14 protein-coding genes are annotated in these 18933 nt (G+C 47.3%); 6 read left to right on the top strand and 8 right to left on the bottom strand.

Going from position 1 to position 18933, the window contains the following annotated elements:
- Positions 1–11: 11 nt before the first annotated feature.
- On the bottom strand, positions 12–791 hold the full coding sequence (locus AC1DLI_RS19090) for a squalene/phytoene synthase family protein (RefSeq protein WP_477605517.1): 780 nt from the start codon (positions 789–791) through the stop codon (positions 12–14).
- 351 nt (positions 792–1142) lie between these two features.
- Positions 1143–2825, bottom strand: coding sequence for a glycoside hydrolase family 2 protein (locus tag AC1DLI_RS19085; RefSeq protein WP_477605340.1), 1683 nt, complete (start codon positions 2823–2825; stop codon positions 1143–1145).
- A gap of 296 nt (positions 2826–3121) precedes the next feature.
- On the opposite strand from AC1DLI_RS19085, the gene AC1DLI_RS19080 reads away from it, so the two are divergent.
- The 5 genes from AC1DLI_RS19080 to AC1DLI_RS19060 all read left to right on the top strand — a co-directional run bounded on the left by AC1DLI_RS19080 (position 3122) and on the right by AC1DLI_RS19060 (position 11269).
- Positions 3122–5200 carry a right-handed parallel beta-helix repeat-containing protein gene (locus tag AC1DLI_RS19080; protein ID WP_477605338.1) on the top strand — a complete coding sequence of 693 codons (2079 nt, stop codon included), beginning with the start codon at positions 3122–3124 and terminating at the stop codon, positions 5198–5200.
- Between the two features lie 31 nt (positions 5201–5231).
- Positions 5232–7568 (top strand): helix-turn-helix domain-containing protein, encoded by a 2337-nt coding sequence (locus tag AC1DLI_RS19075; RefSeq protein ID WP_477605336.1) that lies wholly within the window; start codon positions 5232–5234, stop codon positions 7566–7568.
- A gap of 209 nt (positions 7569–7777) precedes the next feature.
- Positions 7778–8755, top strand: coding sequence for an ABC transporter permease (locus tag AC1DLI_RS19070; protein WP_477605334.1), 978 nt, complete (start codon positions 7778–7780; stop codon positions 8753–8755).
- Between the two features lie 17 nt (positions 8756–8772).
- Entirely contained in the window at positions 8773–9663 is an 891-nt protein-coding gene (locus AC1DLI_RS19065; protein ID WP_477605332.1) for a carbohydrate ABC transporter permease, read from the top strand.
- A 52-nt stretch (positions 9664–9715) separates the two neighbouring features.
- Positions 9716–11269 carry an ABC transporter substrate-binding protein gene (locus AC1DLI_RS19060; RefSeq protein ID WP_477605330.1) on the top strand — a complete coding sequence of 518 codons (1554 nt, stop codon included), beginning with the start codon at positions 9716–9718 and terminating at the stop codon, positions 11267–11269.
- Positions 11270–11511: 242 nt separating this feature from the next.
- Here the strand turns inward: AC1DLI_RS19060 and AC1DLI_RS19055 are convergent, their stop codons facing one another.
- The 4 genes from AC1DLI_RS19055 to AC1DLI_RS19040 all read right to left on the bottom strand — a co-directional run bounded on the left by AC1DLI_RS19055 (position 11512) and on the right by AC1DLI_RS19040 (position 14920).
- Complete coding sequence (locus tag AC1DLI_RS19055; RefSeq protein WP_477605328.1) at positions 11512–12096, bottom strand: YdcF family protein; 585 nt, start codon at positions 12094–12096, stop codon at positions 11512–11514.
- Positions 12097–12657, bottom strand: a complete 561-nt coding sequence (locus AC1DLI_RS19050; protein WP_477605326.1) for an eCIS core domain-containing protein — start codon at positions 12655–12657, stop codon at positions 12097–12099.
- Positions 12658–12768: 111 nt separating this feature from the next.
- Positions 12769–13827, bottom strand: a complete 1059-nt coding sequence (locus AC1DLI_RS19045; protein ID WP_477605324.1) for a Gfo/Idh/MocA family protein — start codon at positions 13825–13827, stop codon at positions 12769–12771.
- A gap of 1 nt (position 13828) precedes the next feature.
- A complete protein-coding gene (locus AC1DLI_RS19040; RefSeq protein ID WP_477605322.1) occupies positions 13829–14920 on the bottom strand; it encodes an FG-GAP repeat domain-containing protein in 1092 nt (363 codons plus the stop codon).
- Positions 14921–15049: 129 nt separating this feature from the next.
- Here AC1DLI_RS19040 and AC1DLI_RS19035 point away from each other — a divergent pair, with 129 nt between their 5' ends.
- On the top strand, positions 15050–15883 hold the full coding sequence (locus AC1DLI_RS19035; RefSeq protein WP_477605320.1) for a helix-turn-helix domain-containing protein: 834 nt from the start codon (positions 15050–15052) through the stop codon (positions 15881–15883).
- A 122-nt stretch (positions 15884–16005) separates the two neighbouring features.
- Here the strand turns inward: AC1DLI_RS19035 and AC1DLI_RS19030 are convergent, their stop codons facing one another.
- Positions 16006–16908: a DMT family transporter gene (locus tag AC1DLI_RS19030; protein ID WP_477605318.1), complete on the bottom strand. Its 903-nt coding sequence runs from the start codon at positions 16906–16908 to the stop codon at positions 16006–16008.
- Positions 16909–16972: 64 nt separating this feature from the next.
- Entirely contained in the window at positions 16973–18811 is a 1839-nt protein-coding gene (locus AC1DLI_RS19025; RefSeq protein ID WP_477605316.1) for a UbiD family decarboxylase, read from the bottom strand.
- Positions 18812–18933 lie beyond the last annotated feature (122 nt).

Below are 18933 nucleotides of genomic sequence, written 5' to 3'. Positions count from 1 at the left end.
TCATTCGATCATTAATTTATACTGCTTACAAGCTTCATAACCGCATCTCTCGTGAGCTTGTTGCCGCCAGCCGCGATCAGGTTGACGGTTGCATGCGCCAGTGTGAGAGGGATTTTGCAGAAATCCAACGCGGGGCCGCCCTTTAAATCTACGATATAAGAATCCGCTATTTTCAAATTGCGGCGGGTGTATTTAATCATTTCTTTCGCACCCCAGCCATCCGGGAAGAAATCCACGCCTCGCGATAAATCCTCGTCGCGATTGCGAAGAATATTTACGGCTTGAAGGCCTCTGCCAAAAGCAATCGCTTTATCTTGATCCGATTTTGTGCCATCGAACCAAAACCAGATTTCAGAAAGCATCTCTCCCACCATGCCAGCGACACTATAGGTGTAGCGATCAAGATCCTCTTCCGTTCTAATATTCCAGCTCACATGGACCCAATCTGCCATTTGCTTGGACATTTTGGCGATATGGCGGTAAACGACTTCATTGACGGTTGGCGGACAAAGGAGCGCCCATTCATGAATCTGCATCGTAACGTCAGCCAGCACATCACGATAGGGCGAGAGCAGCTTTTGGGATTCCGCTACCACGTCTGAGGACTGAAAAGCTTCATGAACGCCAAGTAATAGCTGCACTTTTAAATCATCTGAAATCGATTCATGATCCTCAATCTCGTCAATCGCTCTCATGCATAAATAAGCGGATGCGACCGCCTCTTTTAAACCTGCTTTCAACCGACTTATAGGGATATAAAAAGTACGGCTCGTTTTCTTCAACATGATCATCGCATCATTCAAAATAAAAACTCCTTCATTATGGCAGCTTTACTTTTTAGCTTGTTTTAATTGTTATTAATATCATACCATACATGTATTTAGATGTGCACCGTTACTGCGATTTCCTAACCTTTGCCTGTAAGTTTATGGGAAGCAATTGACTTCTTCATTATAATATTGGAGGGTTTTGGGATAATTATTCAATTCGCATGATCAAAACCCTTTATGTTCTTTTAAACGAAATGCGTCATTGTAAATCAAAATAAAAATGGCGTGCAGAATTAAGCTTAGCACGCCATTTATTACTGTCATATCATTTATGAAGAAGAACCGATTCCTATCCCTCAGCTCGCTCTTTCTTTATGATTTGAAATATTTCTGCACGGTCGCATAAGCGAGCTTCGGTCTCCGATAACGGTCGACAATCCCTTTGCTGTTCTGCGTGCCCGCTCTGGTAATAAGCCAGTCCGTTCCTTCGGTCACTCTGCAATCGCAATACTGCCAGATGAACATACCCGAGATGAACTCTCTCTTCGTATAGGCCGACAGGTTGGCTTCAATGATATCCGCTTGCCGCTCCTCTGTGCCGCGGACTCTGCTTGGATCACGATGGCCGTAATAGCCGTCACCGCCGAACTCGCTCATAATCATCGGTTTGCCTAATCCTCCGCTTGCGTCAGCCCAGCCTCGCGCCAAATCGCAAAGCTCTCCCGGGTCCTCGTCTCCATACCACCCTGGGTATAAATTAAAGGATACGATATCCGCCAAGTCGAAGCAAAGCTCGTTTTCTCTATGATGGGAAGCAAAGGTCAGCGGACGGCTCGCATCAAGCTCGCGAATTTGCTCAAGCTGCTCCTTGTACATCTCCCGGCCTTCCAAGGTATGGCTTGCGCATTCATTTAAAATGGCCCATATTACAATCGATGGATGATTATAATGCTGCTCTACCATCTCACGGTTTACCTGCTCGCACTGCCAGCGGAAATTAGGATTTTGCATCTGTTCCAGGCTTAGGCCTCTAGCATGGTTTTCCTCCCAAACCAGTATGCCTCGCTCGTCACATAGATCGAGAAAAAGCTCATCATTCGGATAATGGCTTGTCCGTACCGAGTTGCAGCCCATATTCGATATTAAATCAGCATCAACCGCCATTAACTGAAGCGGAAACGCTGAGCCCACCATCGGGTGGTCCTCATGGCGATTGACACCTTTAAATACAATATCCTTGCCGTTGAGCTGTATTTTGCCCCCTTCAGTAGTCACAACGCGAAAACCTACCCGTTCGATTAGATCATCGATCTTCGTTTCGCCTACGGACAAAAAAACTTTAAGCGCATACAAAACAGGTTTTTCGGGCGACCACGCCTCGGCTTCAGGAAAAGCAAAGGTTCCGCTCAGGCTGGTTGTGCCATCAGCTTCAGCATGAAGTTCACCCAGTTCATATTCCTTGCCGCCGAGCTCGAAGCAAATCCGATAATCCTGTTTCTCGCCTTGCAGTTGTCGAACAATGGCTTTAATATGGGCCTTCCATTTGCCATTTTCCCAAATCGGGGTAAAAGCGATTCGTTCCAAATAAAGATCCTTAATTTCCTCCATTGCAGCGGAGCGGTTAATACCGCCGTATGTATAGTAATCGTTAGGTACATGCAGGGCGGAAAATTCGCCAAAGCTGTTATCCGCAACCACGACAAGCTCATGCTCTCCTGGCTCTACATCTCTAGCAATCGCGTCGAATGCCGTATAAGCGTTGTAATGCTCGGCCAATAGCACACCGTCAAAAAACACGCGGGCGGTGTGGCTGACTCCTTTGAACACGAATCGAAGCGAGGTTTTGTTCTTGATTGTAACTCGCTTTCTATATGCCCCTCTGCCTCTATAGGTCAGAAAATCGGGATGCATTTCCCAGCAGCCTGGGACCGTCAGCTTATAGGAATAAACGAGCTCCTCCAGCTTTAGCTCCTCATCCTGAACAGCAGTGAAATCCCAGCTGCCGTCAAGCGGCTGCACCTTGCGAAGCTCATTCGTTTGAAACAATCTCGTCATTTGTTAGCCTCCACTTCGTTTCTGCAATCTCCTAGCTTCTCAAATCAGTCAATTAATTATAGCTCTCATTCCTGAGAGAGCCAACCATGAAAATGAGTAAACACAGTAAACTTCACAAGCTGCTCGGCCGCTGCCATCAGTCTCGGATTTTATCAATCGAAGGTTAAGTTATCATGGGATAAGACGCCAGTCTACTGTGAAAAAAACGATTAAGTGTACTTTATTTGAAAGCCCTTGCAACGGATACTACTTCGGTTTTATAACTATAATGTACAGTTCTTACTGGGGGGGCTTTAATGATGACTACGGTTTATTATGTAGCGACAAGCGGAAGCGATCATGCGCAAGGAAGCTTGGATGAACCCTTTCTAACGCTAAGCAGGGCACAGAAAGAAGTGCGTGAACAAATTAAGAACGGAATGAGCCATGATGTTGCGGTGTATATTCGAGGCGGGCTTTACGAGCTTGAATCTACGCTGCATTTCGACGATAGAGATTCCGGAAGAGATGGCTTCCATATTCATTACTCCAGCTTCCCCGGCGAAGAAGTTGTAATCGCAGGTGGCAGGATAATAACAGGCTGGACGCCATATAAAGGTAAGGTTTGGTGTACCAAGCTGGATAGCGTCCTCCTGCACTTTCACACGCTCTATGCGGACGGTAAGCGGGTCCTTCAAGCCCGAATGCCGGCTGCCGGATATTTTGAAACCGAACAGCCCTATGATCATCAGGATGAGAAGACGAATAAGCTAGGGATTCGTTATCATCCTGAAGACTTGCCTGACCAATATGATTATACGGAAACTCAAGCATTTGTCTGGCCTGGAGAAGGAGAATGGAATTGGTTCTCCGAGACGAAGCCTGTCGCCTCCGTAAATGCGGAGAGTCAACAATTACTGTTCGAAAGTCCATCCACGTGGCCGATTGGAGCCGGATCCCGATTTTATATCCAAGGCTCGCTCGATTTCCTTCAAGCACCCGGACAATTCCATCTTGATTCGGCTTCGAACTGGCTCTACTACTATGTCCCGGATGGCGTAACGGATCCAAACGAACAGACCATTATCGCTCCCGTCGTTAAGCGGCTGATCGATATTAACGGAAAGAGCCCGCAGCAGACTGTGCGAAACCTAAGCTTCTCAGAACTGACTTTTTCATGTACCGATTTTTTTCGCGAATATCGAATGATGGATGATAACGTTGAGCAAGCGGAACACCGCGAGGGCCTCGTGTATATCAACCATGCCGAACACATTCAAATTTCCGCCTGCAAGCTGACGCAAGCCGGAAGCTGCGGAATTTATCTGGACCGCTATTCAAAGAACATTACAATAGACGGCAACGATATCCGCCACTTCGGTTACATCGGCATCAGCTTAAATGGGTTTGCGCCGGGCACGGGTCCTTTCGCAAGCCCCGAAGCTTCCTTTACAAACGGCCATCATACGATTACGAACAACCGAATCGAGGATGGCGGCGAGCTGGTCGGACATGGCTGCGGCATTCTGCTCTATCAGAGCGGCCATAACAAAATCACGAACAATCTCATTGCCAATATGCCAAGATACGGAATTTCCATGAAGGGACTTCGGCATAAAGCGATGCCTGCTGAGCTATACGACATTCCTGTCACCTGGGAAAACCATTGGGACTTCCTTCACAGCAGGAGCAACTTCATTGCGTACAACGATATATCTAGGGTCATGACGGACAGCCAGGATGGTGGACTGATCGAGGCCTGGGGTGTGGGAAGAGGCAATATCATTCACAGCAACTACCTGCATGACAGCGGCATTCATTTCTCCTTTGGGTTTGGCATTTATTTGGATGATGCCGCGGATGATTTCACCGTGACAAATAACATAATCAGCAGCCTTTACAGTACGGGACCAGGCAAGCTCTGGATGCTTATTTTCTCGAAGGGCATCGGCAACCGGATCCAAAACAATCTGCTCGTTTCTAATCCCGATGCCATCGCCGCAATCGGATCTCAGGAAATGGCTGACGAGGAAAACAAACATATCGATATCGCGTGCAATATCGTTTACAATTCAGGGTATCTATATTATTTTGTTAATTATAGCGATGAGCGGTTCACTGCCTCAGACCGAAATCTGTATTGGAATGACCGTGAGCCCTGCAAAATTGCCGGTTGTCTGCCTCTTCTCTCCAGCAGAATGGATTCCCTCGGACGGGAGGAATACGATTGGGAGCAGTGGCGAACGCTTGCACAGGGAAAATACGACGGAGAAACGGTTATCGGGGAACCTCAGTTCATTCGCCCCGAGGAAGCCGACTATCGTCTGCGCCCCGAGTCTCCTGCATATCGGTTAGGCTGGACCGATATCGAATTTGAGAAAATCGGTCCGAAGTAAACAGAATCTTGATACGGGGGGCCTGGATCAGATGAAGGTATTCGGATTTTATAAATCCAAAAAATATTTGCAGCGAGTCATGTTCTCCATCATGGCAGCCATGGTGGTTGTGCTTGTTGCATCATCGGTATCCAACACGTACATTCTTGAAAAATCGGTTAAAAGCATTCAAGAAGAATCCAATCTAAAGGTGCTCTCGCAAATTCAGTACAATCTTTCCTATATGAACGATATCATTACAAGGCTGTCGAACTTCGTATACCGCGACCATTTCCTTATTCCGCTTATGTTTAATGATGATTTGCCCAAAATGGACTTGATCCGCGGCCATCGCCAGATGTCCAACATTATGGAGAGCTCATCCTTTCTGCACTCTATGGTTGTTTATAACAAATCACAATCCAAGCTTTACGGCACAAGCAGCAGCCTTTTGCTTGACGATGGGGTAACCGATCAACGGATTAGAAGCATCCTGCTGGAGTCTGATCAGCCGCAGCCTACCAACCGGCTCATCCCGATGAGCCTTGAGCAGAATGACGGCCGAATCGATACTTTTGCGTTTATTGTAACCGACTCCTTGAAACCGTTTACAAATAATCAGTCCGCGATCATTTTGTTCATTAAATCAGACTGGGTATTCGAGAGCTTAAAAAAAATGAATGTGGCGAGCGACCGCGATCAGGGCGAGATCTACATCCAAACGCAGGACGGAACACTTTTATCCTCCGATCCAAACGCATTCTTTACAAAAGAGCAAGACCAAGCTCGCATCAAGGAGCTGGTCCAGACTCACAAAATCGAGGAAAACGATTCGGCTGGCTTCTTCATAGGTAATCTTGCCGGAGAAAAAGAAATGCTTACGTATATGGATGACGGTCTCGGTGCTTGGACCATCCTCTACATCCAATCTTATGACCAGCTGATGGGCGAAGTGACCAAGACACGCAATCAGTCGCTGCTGCTTTCCGGACTGTTCCTGCTGCTCGCGATTGGATTGTCGGTAGGGCTGTCATATAAGCTTTATAATCCGATCGAAGCTATGCTAAAGCGAATCCGTCCTCATCTCCCTGATGAAAGACAAGACGGATCGGGCTCTAGAGACGAGCTTCGCCTGATGAGCGATAACTATATGAAGCTGTCAGAGAAGCTTAATGAGATTAGCTCCGAGCATATCGTAAGCAAATATTATATTCGAAGGTTTTTATCCGACAGCCAGCTCTTCTCGGATCATGACATGCAGCATCTGATCGAGAAGCATGAGCTGAATATTTCCGTTAAGGACCAGCTGCTCGTCTGCGTGATGAAGATCGATAACTTCGCTGCCTATGACAACAGTATGAACGGTGCCTCCAAAAAGCTGTATAATTTTGCAATCGTTAATATTGCGCAAGAAATTATGGGCCGGCATTATCCTTGCGAAGCCGTCGAAATCAGAGGCGATCACGTTGTGCTTATTTTATCGCGAAGCGCTAAGGATACGAATGCCCTTTTCCAACAAGTCATGCAACTGCTTCAAGAAATTCAAGACACGATTGAACGCTTTTACAGTATTTCTCTGTCCTGCGGCATTAGCGATGTGATTTCCCAATATTCCTATTTATCGACGGCGTATACGCAGGCGCTGCGACTGAGCCAGTATATGATCGTAAAGGGACGCAAAGCAATCATAACGTCAGAGGATTTTAAGGAAAATCTGCTGAGTAAGCAGATTTCGCTGCCTGACGCTATTGACAAGAAGCTTACCGAAGCGCTCAAGAAGGGGCAGCTGACCAATGCCGGCAACGAGCTGGAGAAAGCCTTTTCCCTAATCGCCGGCATGCAGTATGACGACATGATTCGGGCGGTGTCCAATCTTGCCTGGGTGATCAAGAATGCAGCCAGTGATATCAATGATAACCGGATCGTCACCTTTTCCGTTGATCTCGAATATATTCATCAGATTGCCCAAGAAAAGGAAACGCTGGAGGAAATGTATCTCTCCCTCCTGTCGCTTTGCGCCAAAATCTGCGAGGGACAGCGTCCGGCCAATATGGAGCGGAATGAGATGATGCTGGAGACGGTCAAAGAGCTCATCGAACAGAAGTTTGCCGATATTAATCTTAGCCAGCAATCCATCGCCATGAGCGTGAAGCTATCCTCTGCCTATATCGGTAAGCTCTTCAAAGAGAACTACAAAATGTCGATTACAGAATATATCAACGAGGTTCGCTTGTGTCATGCCCAGGCGCTTCTGGAGCAGAACAACTATACGATTACAGAAATCATGGATAGATGCGGATATGCTAACCAAAGCTATTTTTTCCGCTTATTCAAAGGCAAGGTCGGCAGCACGCCGAAGGAGTACCGCATGAAGAAATCGATCTCTTAAGCTGTTACATTGCGTATAAAGGCCCTTCGTTCACTGCTTCCAGTGGGCGAAGGGCCTTTAACTTTGCCGCTGTATCTACGAAAATTCACAAAATCGAATATTTTACACCCGTGAAATACAGTAATTCGCAAAACCTATTCTACCCGCCGCCCAATTTACGTGGCATGATGGCATCAGAACAAGAACGCTTCAGATGGAGGAGATCACAAGTGGCCAAAACAGAACCCGAAGCTCGAGGCTTAATGGCCCAGAGCCGGCAGCCCAAGCCGGGATGGCTGAGCAAGGAATGGAAGCATTTGAAAAAAAACCGGGAGCTTCTGCTGCTCGCCATGCCGGGCATACTATTTAAATTTGTCATCGCCTACATCCCTATGATCGGGCTGATACTGGCCTTCAAGTATTTCAGGTATGACCAAGGCATCTTCGGCAGCAAATGGATCGGTTTCGACAACTTTGAGTTTTTGTTCAAAGCGCAGGATGCCATCCGCATTATCCGCAACACCCTGCTCTACAACATTTCTTACATTGTTCTAGGAACCGTCGCGGCCCTACTGTTAGCCCTTCTGCTCAATGAGCTGAGCGGAAAGCTTATCAAGATTTATCAAACCACGATGTTTTTGCCTTACTTTATCTCATTTGTGCTTGTCGGCTACATTACGAACGCCTTTCTCGACCATAAGGGCGGGTACCTGAATACGATTATAGGCTGGCTCGGCCTCGAGCCTCATAAATGGTATTTGGAAACCACGCCATGGATTTTCATTTTACCGCTCGTGGCACTGTGGAAGGGAATCGGCTTTTCCACCCTCGTTTACTATGCAGGGATTACCGGCATTAGTACCGATTATTACGAGGCTGCAAGACTGGACGGCGCCTCCCGCATCCAGATGATGTGGCGTATTACGCTGCCGCTGCTTAAACCGCTCGTAATTATTCTTTTCATTCTGGGACTGGGCAATATATTCCGCGGCGACTTCGGCCTGCATTATTTTGTACCCAACAACGTAGGACCGAATTTCCCGACAACCGATATTATAGACACCTACGTATATCGCGCCCTGACTAAACTAGGCGACATTAATTCTGCAGCAGCAGTCGGCTTCCTGCAATCCGTGGTCGGATTAATTACGGTCGTATCCGCCAATTATCTTGTGCGCAGAACGGATAAGGATAATGCGCTGTTTTAAAAATGGAGGAATGATTTATGCCAAATACCAAAGGGTTTAACCTTATGAACGGTCTGTTCAACACCTTTCTTGCCCTACTGTGCCTGATGATCGCCCTTCCGTTCGTACTCGTCGTCATTATTTCGTTGACCTCTGAGAACAGCCTCGTGCAAAACGGCTATCAGTTCCTGCCCCAGGAATGGAGTATAGAGGCTTATCGAATCGTATTTCAAAAGCCTGATCCATTGATCAAAGGGTATCTAGTCACCATTCTCATCACGATAGTCGGCACGGTGTTATCGCTACTGCTGACGGCCATGACCGCTTACCCGATTTCCCGGATGGACTTCCGCTACAACAGGCCGATTACCTTTTATATTTTCTTCACCATGCTGTTTAACGGCGGACTCATTCCGTTCTATATCATGATGACGCAGTACTTGCATTTGAAAAACTCCCTGCTGGCTTTAATTATCCCGACGCTGCTTAGCCCCTTCAATATTATGATTATGAAGGGTTTCCTGGACAAAATCGGCAAAGAAATCATTGAATCGGCAAAGGTTGACGGGGCAAAGGAATTCCGAATTTTTTTCCGGATTATTTTGCCGCTGTCTACCCCTGCTCTTGCAACGCTCGGCCTGTTCATCTCTTTTGGCTATTGGAATGAATGGTTCTATGCCCTGCTGTTCATCGACAATGACAAATATATCCCGCTTCAATTGCTGCTCGTTCGCATTCTGTCGCAAATTGAGTTTTTGGCAAATTCTCCGCTTGCTCAGGTAGCCGATAAGCTGGCCTATGCGAACTTTCCGACCTTATCCGTCCGGATGGCGATGGCCATTCTTGCCGGCGGTCCAATGCTCATTATATTTCCTTTCTTTCAGAAGTATTTCGTGAAGGGTATTACAGTAGGTTCCTTGAAAGGATAAGGAATGACTACTGTGCCATATAACAAAACAACGATAAACGGAGGGTTCAAACGTGAAAAAAACAAAAGCATCCTTGGTGGTCAAATGCTTTGCGCTTATTCTCTGCTTCGCGATGATCGCAGCTTGCTCAAACAATGGAAATGCTCCGGCAAATTCCAATGAGCCAAGCAATGCGGCCGAGAAAACACCGGAAGCCACGGTTTCCGAGGAGCCCGCTCTCCCTGAGGCTAAGCTTACCTTTATTTATCCGGTGTCTGCTAATCCAGGTCCCGACCAACAGCTTGTTAACGACGAAATCAACAAATACCTCAAAGAGAAAATCAATGCAACGGTTGATCTCAAGCCGCTCACTTTTGACGAATACGAGCCTAAGCTGAACGCCATGCTTGCAGCAGGCGAAGATTTCGACTTGGCGTGGAGCTCGAAGGGCTGGCTGGGCAACTATCAGCCTTATATCGACAGAGGCGCTTATCTTGAAATTACGGACGATATGATCAGCAAATATGCGCCGGAGGCCCGTGCTAATATTCCGGATAAATTTTGGCCGGATATGCTTGCTGTCGACGGAAAGGTATACGGCTTCCCGATCTATCAGGTTGCTGCCAAAACAAAAAGCTTAGCGATTCAGAAGCGTTTTATCGATAAATACAATCTTGATGTCAGCACCATTCAATCGTATAAAGATATCGAACCATTCTTGAAAACGCTTAAAGAGAGCGAACCGGACATTATTCCGCTCGGTCTTGCCCAAAATTCATGGGGCTTGTTCACGGATCGGACCAAAGTTGGTGAGGGGCTTCCGCTAAGCTATGCGAAGGACGATGCCTCACTCAAATATATTAGCGGCCTGCAAATACTCGATGAGAAAAAAGCCTATTACGATGATATGCGTCGTTGGTACCAAGCCGGCTATATTAACGAGGATGCTCCGATTATCCAGAACATTAATGATTTGAAGAGTAAAGGAAATGTAGCCGTTTCGCTTGAATTTACATCCAAGCCAGGCGGAGAAGTTGGCGAAATGGCCGTTAACGGCGGCAATGAGGTTGTATATGCCCCGATCTCCGACAGCTACTTTACAGGTATTGCCGGAGCTATGCATGTCATCAATAAAGGCTCAAAAAATCCGGAGCGCACTTTGATGCTGATCAACCTGCTCAATACGGACAGTTACCTTTATAACCTGATTTGCAACGGTATCGAAGGCAAGCATTACAACAAGGTAGATGACAAGAATATCGAACCGATTAAGGATTCCGGTTATGCGCCAAACGGCGACTGGGTATTCGGCAATCAGTTCAACGCCTTCCTTAAACCAGGCCAGGCTGCAGATACATGGGAGAGAACGATCGCGCTTAATGACAGCGCTATCGTCCCTGCTACGAGCGGCTTCGGCGTAAACGAAGAGTCCATTAAAGCCGAGATCGCTAACATAACTGCGGTTAACAACGAGTATCAAGTTGCACTGGAATCCGGTTCGGTGGATCCTGCCAAAGAGCTTCCGAAATACAAGGAGAAGCTGATTGCTTCCGGCCAAGAAAAGATTCAACAGGAAACCGAAACACAATGGGAAAAATTCAAGCAGGATAAGGGCCTCGTTAAATAATAGATTCGGATATATAAAAAGAAGCGCTGCAGGAGTCAATACTCCTCGCAGCGCTTCTTTATTTATTAATAAAAATCTGGTTTCACAGGTAGGACGCAAGTGCACCTTCGAAATACACGATTTGCGCGATTCGAATATGCTCCCTTATCGCATTAGATCCCGTAATATGTATGCGCCGAAAAAACCATCTATACATACGGACTCTAATGCTGCCATTCATAATGGCATTACCGGCTTCAGGACTATGCTTTGACTTGATATCCGATATAGAAAAATACTTCTCTTAATAGAAAGGGCAGCTTTGTACGCCAGCTTCTGTATGCTGATGTTTGGGTTGGCGAGGAATACGCATCCATGCCGAGATCTTCAGCCATCCGGAGCGCACGCTTCATATGGAGCGGATCGCTTACAATGGTAAACGTAGAAATTTGGTTCTGCCTGCCAATGGCATAAGCGTTTTTCAAATTTTGTTCCGTAATTTTTGATTTATCCTCGAGAAAGATATCTTCCTCCTTCACCCCATACAGCATGGCATAGCGCTTCGAAGCCTCTGCCTCGGATAAAGCGTCTCCCTCTCCTATCCCGCCTGTTACGATGATTTTCTTGACGTATCCGTTTTCATACAGCCAAATGGCATGGTTCATTCTCTCCGTCAAAACCGGTGAAGGCTCATCCTCAATCACAGCCGCACCGAGCACAATGGCCCCGTCCGTTCTCGTAAGCCCGTTCACCTTGGCAAAAGCTGCAATGGAATACGCCGTGTAAAGCACATAAAGCACGCATAATAGAATAACGCTCCAACCCCAGCGTCTCCATTTGCCAGGCATTTATTTGTCCCTATGCTCGGATATGGCCTTAGCTCCCATAACGTCCGCTTCATGCTCTAATCCTGCGTCATCATTAATGGAAGCGCCCTTCATCTGAACCGTCGGCTTCACGCGGCCTTGCTTCTGCTGGGCAATATGCCATGCCTCATGCGGCAGATGCTTCTCTTGCCCGGGGCCAAGATGGATATCCGATCCTTGCGCATAAGCAAGCGCATTTACCTCGGACGGCTTGGCGGAGTTGTAATGGACTTTAACATCATCCATCGCCAGCCCCGAAAGGCTCTCAACCCCTGATTTCAATTGATCCGGCATTCCCGTCCGATTCGATTTTCTTTGAACCGCCGCATTAGAAGCACCGGCTCCCGTATGAGATCGAACCAGTTGAGTGACGCCGCGATTGCCAATTTTACTCTGAAGCTGCAGCAACGCATTCGGCTGTATGCCCGCAGCTTGTTTTGTATGTGCAGCTTCAGCAGTCAGGGAAGCCGTTGTGCTGCTAGGCGCAGATTTCGCAGCTCCCGTATTGCCAGAGGTGGTTTTATCTAACTTTTGTGATGCCATCTCCTGCACCTGCTCTCCAAATAATAGAAATAATAGCTTCATATTATCATATCGGGCAGTATGCTAGATAGCAAAATGATGATATCACGTGCAGTTGAATCATTTGCTCAATTAATGAGATGTATAAGCGGACATCAACTGAATATAATCTCTTGCTATTTTCAAATCCTCAAGCGCTTCTTTAGCGGTACAAGGCGGTTGAACCGTCCCTTGGACTGCTGCCAGAAAATTGATGGCTTGCTTTCGCATTGCCGACTGATTAGGCAGGATTGGGATGGTATAAGCGGGCGAACTTTGCCCGTTATCGGTCATTATCGTCACTTTCCCGGCTTGCTGTCTTGCTAATGGAGCTGGAAGCTCAATCTTTAAATAGCCTTTATCAAACGCAATTAAAATGGTTTCATGCCACTCTATGCTCGTGTGATAGGCTGCCATTTCAAGAGCGACGCATACGCCGCTTGCGCTTTCACCGGTCAGCAGAACGCCGGAGCGATCACCGAAGGTCAAGCGGTAAGGCTCCCCTAGGAAAAAGCGGATAGCGTTGACTTGATGAATATAATAATTGACGAAGCTGTCATACTCCCGGTTCTGCTGCTCCGTAAATATAGAAGATTCGGGCTCCCACCCGCCGTCCGGGTATGGCTCTTCGGTCATCTGCGGTTTGTCCGCACCCGCTACCCAGTCGCCTGGCGGCATCGAAATCCGAATATATCGAAGCTGGCCGAATTCACCGGATTGCTTCCACTCTTGAACGCGGGCTCTGGCATATTCCATTGCGGGGTCTGAACGTTTATGATAGCCGACCATATGCAGTACCTGATGCTCTTCACCTAACCGAACAAGCTCTTCGCCTGCTTCTACCGTCAGGCACAGCGGCTTCTCCGTAAGCACCGGAATGCCGGCACGCAGTATATCAGGGATAAGGATGCTGTGCTTCCGGTATTGCTGCGGTGCTACGATCGCATCGAATCCTCCTTTCTCCAGCAATGACAGGTGATCGTAATAGACTTGTTCGATTCCGTAGCGGGCAGCTATCATAGCGGCCAGCTGCGGACGGGGCTCCACGATCGCGGTAACTTCACATAAATCGCCAAGCACCGAATAGTTGGAGAGATGTGCCATCTGTCCCATCCCGCCTGTTCCTACAAAAGCAATTTTCAATTTTTTCATGTTAATCTCTCCCCGGCCCCTGATTCTCAAAAAGGAACAAACCATCCTTGCCCGGCGCGATAATATCCGGATAACCATTACCGCTTAAATCCGTTACCCAAAAATAGATGCCGACTCCCGAAGCCCCTTCCGATGCTTCCCCAAAGTCAATAATATGTTTGCTAAAGCAGCCGTTCTTGATCGTATAGTAGTACAACCCTACAGGGTCAAAAGCTCCTGGATCACCGTCATTATGCGCCCGGTACCGTTTTCCCGTTACAAGCTCCAATCGGCCGTCACCATCCAAGTCAACGAGCTGCATGTCATGAAATTGCGATCCGCTTGTATCGATCACATGCTTTATCCATTCGCGCTGCCCATTATCAGCCATTCGTTGTTCCAACCAGAACAGCCCATAATCATGGGCCGAGCCGTAGATGATATCACATCGCCCATCTCCGTTTACATCATGGCCAACAATCGGTATGCTTGCTGACCCCAGTTCAAATTCTGGATGGAAAGCCCACGGGCCCGCATACGGATTATCTGGCTGCTCCAGCCAACCTCCGCGAAGTACGATATCCATCCTTCCATCCCCGTTGATATCGGCAAAGCCCATCCCATGCCCGGCCGGCTCTGTGCCAATAACCACTTTTTGAAAAACACCCGTTCCTTTACCCGATTCATCTCGCAGGAGCTTAAAAAACGCCTGCGGCTCATCCACCGCATTCGGAAATATTTCCGGCATGCCGCAGCCGTCGATATCATAAAAACGAACCGTTTCGACATTCCCTGTCGGACCCGCATCTACGGTTTCCCATAAGGTATCCGTTCTTCCGGGATTTTTGCGCCAACGAACGGTTAGGCTCCAATAAGAGGCGGTTATGATATCCATATTCCCGTCGCCGTCAACATCCATCGGAAAATCGCAGAAGTCATCATGGTAACCGTCGATCTCCGCGACTTCGCAGATTCGATGTTTATTTTTAAAATCGGGTCCCTCATACCAATAAGCACCGCTGACGATGTCCAAGATGCCGTCTCCGTTAACATCAAATACGGAGCATGACTCGTAACGTTCATCAGAGAGCTTCCTCTTGTGGAATTTGAGCATCGGCTAATGTCTCCTTTATTAAATATTGTGAAAATCATAAGCCTACTATATCCTATGGTTATATGGATTTTTATTCTATTTCTTGCTATTAGGCTCTTCGTTCTTGCTTTTATTGAAAGGAGACTTGAAATGCAGCGTTCGCTTATTAACGAGCTGCCGAAGCTCAAGTTCATTTCCCGTTATTCCTACTCAGCAGAGTCCGGCATGCATTATCCCTTACATCATCACCCGGAACTGACCGAGCTTTTATTTATTGCGGACGGGGGAGCAAAATATACCATAGACGGGAAAGGCTACGAAGCGGATAAGAATGCTATCGTTCTCTTCCAGCAAGGCGTATGGCATGAGGAATGGAGCTTGCCGGGCAAGCCTATCGAATTTTTTTGCTTGGGTTTTTCAGGGCTTCAGCTTTCCGGGCTTCCCGAAAATTTCATTCTCGAGAGGACAAGGCCGGCAGTCATTTTCCTTCCTTCGTTTGCTGCAGAGGCAGCGCGGATCATTCGCGAACTCTATCGGGAGGCGAATAGCAGCGCTCCCGAGTCCGCGTTTATTGCTGACCAGCAGCTTGCGATATTCATCTCGTATCTATGCCGGCATTTGCATTACCTGCCCGAAGCGGAGAAAAAGAAGCGGACTCACCGGGCAGACTCGGCAGCATTAGCCCAAAAATTCATAGCCGAAAACTACAACAAGCCCATTACATTAGCTCATATTGCAAGGGCTTCTTGGGCGAGTCCGTCGTACTTAAGTCATTTTTTCAAAGAAGAAACCGAGCTCAGCCCTATTCAATATGTCATCCGCATCCGGCTGGATGTGGCTATGCATTTGCTCGAGACGACGGATGATACGGTTGAACAGATCGCCGAGCGGGTCGGATATACCAGTACGACGTCTTTTCATAACATTTTCAAGCGTGAAAATAGCTTATCTCCAGGGGAGTATCGCAGAAAATTTCTTGAATAAAAAGAGGGGAAGAACAACGATAAAGGAAAAAGGAAAAAAAGCTCTCGAGATCCATTGATCCCGAGAGCCTTTATTTCTGAAGCATATGTTTGTCCCGCGCTTTCACCTATCGCTTCTCATGCTTATACCCGGCCTCTTTGCTGTCTGCGAGAAGGCTGCCGGTTTACAAAATAAATGCTTAGAAGGATGAAAACAAGACCGATGAGCAGTGAAAACGTAAAGGGTTCGTTTAGAAAAAGGGTGCCCGTCAAGATCGCAATCAAGGGTATAAGGAACGTAAACGAGGCTACCTTGCTTGCTTCACCCGAGTCCATCAATTTATAAAAAACCAACCATCCTACGGCAATGACAAATATCGAAATAAAAATTAAGCTAAAAATAAAGATGGGTGCCCAAATGACCTCCGACCAGCTTTCGAAGCTAGACCCTAGAAGCGTCATAAACAAACCGCCAATAATCAATTGGAGCGTGACGAGCCAGATCGGATCCACGCTTGGACCCTTTTTTTTCACGTAAATCGTTCCTAAAGCCCAGCTAAGCGCCGAACCTAGCGCAAGCAAAATTCCCACTACAGAAATATGGCCTGAGAGTCCCCCTGCGCCGCTGCAAATCATTCCGACGCCGGTAAAACCAAGAAAGAGCCCCGTAATTTTAAGCCCGTTCATCGACTCCCCAAGCCACATCCACGAGAATATGCCGACCAGCACCGGCTGAAGAAACACAATAGCGGAGAATAGACCCGCCGGCAAATATTTTAGACCGATCGTTTGAAGCCCGTAATACAAAATAACATTAACTACTGCGGATAGAAGATAGATCGTCCATGTCTTCTTGATTTGCAAACGTTTGTATCGCGGAACGGCGATCAGCAGCAGCAGAATGCCTCCTAGGAGCGTTCGTGCACCTGAAAATAAGACAGGCGGCATATAGGACAGCGCTATTTTGGATAAGGGCCAATTTACTCCCCAAACGATGACTAAAAATAGGATCAGAAGTATCGTTTGCATTTTCGTTAGTTTTTGCATAGGTGTGTCCCCTTGTTGTCTCGATAGCAAATGACTTCTTGATCCGCTTCTTGCTCTTGCGCGCTTACGAGATCGAAATCCCGCCTAAGCTGGCTCCATTTCTAAATAAGCGTTTGATATTTTCTTCCACTGCTGGGTCCGGAATCAGCGGCGGCGCTTGATGCGGTTTAACCCGGGCATCGATAATGACGTTGTCGCAAGCCCAATGCTTGTTTTCGTATTGGCTGTTAACGCCGTAAATATCATGTGAAGGATTGCTGCGAGTGAATGCGGCCCAGAGAAAATTATTCAAATCCGCGCTCATAAATGCACTGTCATCACAAAGAATGATGAATGGGCAGGAAGGGAGCTCACCCTTTTCACTTATAGAACTGCTTAAGCCCTTCATTTCCTCCTGCGCTTCCGTATAATCCGTAAAGGCGGCACCTTGTATGGCCACAATGCCAGGCATGACCAATGCAGCTTTCTCAAACCCTGGAATCTCATTTAAAATGCCCGGAACCTCATGACACAGCTCCCTCTTCTTATCGCCGACTGCCGCGAAAATAACCTTGCTTCCGGTATTCAATCCCGTACCCGAATAATCAAGGGTATCTATGGTCGTATTGGTCTGAAAATGAATATCCCTGCGAAGATTGATGCGTTCCAAGATAAAGGTTAGAAACTCCTCGATTTGATGCGTATCGATAGGTTTCTTATCCTCCGCCGCAATGAACAAATATTTGGCTAGGCTCAGCTGTCCCGTTCCTAATATCCGATTGGCAATGGTAAGTAGTTCCGCTGGCTGCTTTATCTCCTGATAAGGCGTATAGCGTTCACTTCCAATAGCAAACAGCAGCGGATGCACACCTGCAGCATCAACGGCATGAACCTCTTTTACCCCTGGAATTTCTTGTTTGATTGCCGATCCGGTCAGCTCATGAATCAGCGCGCCAAACGCCGTATCTTCCTGCGGCGGTCTGCCAACGACGGTAAACGGAAAAACTGCGTTTTGCTTGGCATACACTTTATGCACTCGCATAACCGGAAACGGGTGCGTGAGACTGTAGTAACCCAGATGATCACCGAAAGGCCCTTCCGGCTTCGTCTCGCCTGGGTGAATCTCTCCCGTAATTACAAAATCCGCATCATGGCTTACGCAGAAACCGTCAACATAGCTGTAGCGGAAGCGCCGGCCTGAAAGCAAACCAGCAAAGGTCAGCTCGCTCATGCCTTCCGGCAAAGGCATAACAGCCGATAATGTGTGCGCAGGGGGACCGCCAATGAAGATGCTCACCTTTAGGGGAGCCCCTTGTTTATTTGCCTTGTCCTGATGGATGCCAATGCCGCGATGAATCTGATAGTGCATGCCAACCTCTTTATTTAATTCATATTCGTTCCCGTTAAGCTGAACGCGGTACATCCCCAGATTGGAGTTCATGATGCCCGGCTTTTCCGGGTCCTCAGAATAAACTTGAGGAAGAGTGACGAAAGCTCCTCCATCCTCTTGCCAATGCTTGATGAGGGGCAGGTCGGCTATATTGATTTCCCGCATGGCAGCCGGCATGCCGTCTGATTTTTTTAAGGGCAGCGCATTTTTCGCCGCGAGTCCCGCTCCGATATGTTTAAACGGATTTTTTAAAGCTTTCATTGGATCATTGCGCAGTGCAATGACATCTTGAACCGATTCCCAAGTCTCACGAAAAATGAATTTACTCCGTTCAACCGTTCCGAAAAGGTTGGACACGGCACGGAATTTTGATCCTTTTACATTTTCAAACAACAACGCGGGACCGCCCGCTTCAAAAACCTTCATATGGATAGCAGCCATTTCAAGGTGAGGGTCTACCTCTTCGCGAATACGAACCAAATGCCCGTTTTTCTCCAAATCAATGATGCATTCATCTAAACTGCGATATATCATTTTGTTGCTCCAATCTATAAAAGGATGTTTAGCCATGCTTAATTGCCCTGATAAAAATAAGCGATACTAGCTATTATAATATAAAAAAGGGATGCGACCAATAAAACAGAAAACCACGTGCA

The sequence above is a fragment of the Paenibacillus sp. 01T443 genome (assembly GCF_056398325.1).
Note: the sequence above shows the minus strand (reverse complement) of the source record. Positions and strands in the feature narration are given on the sequence as shown.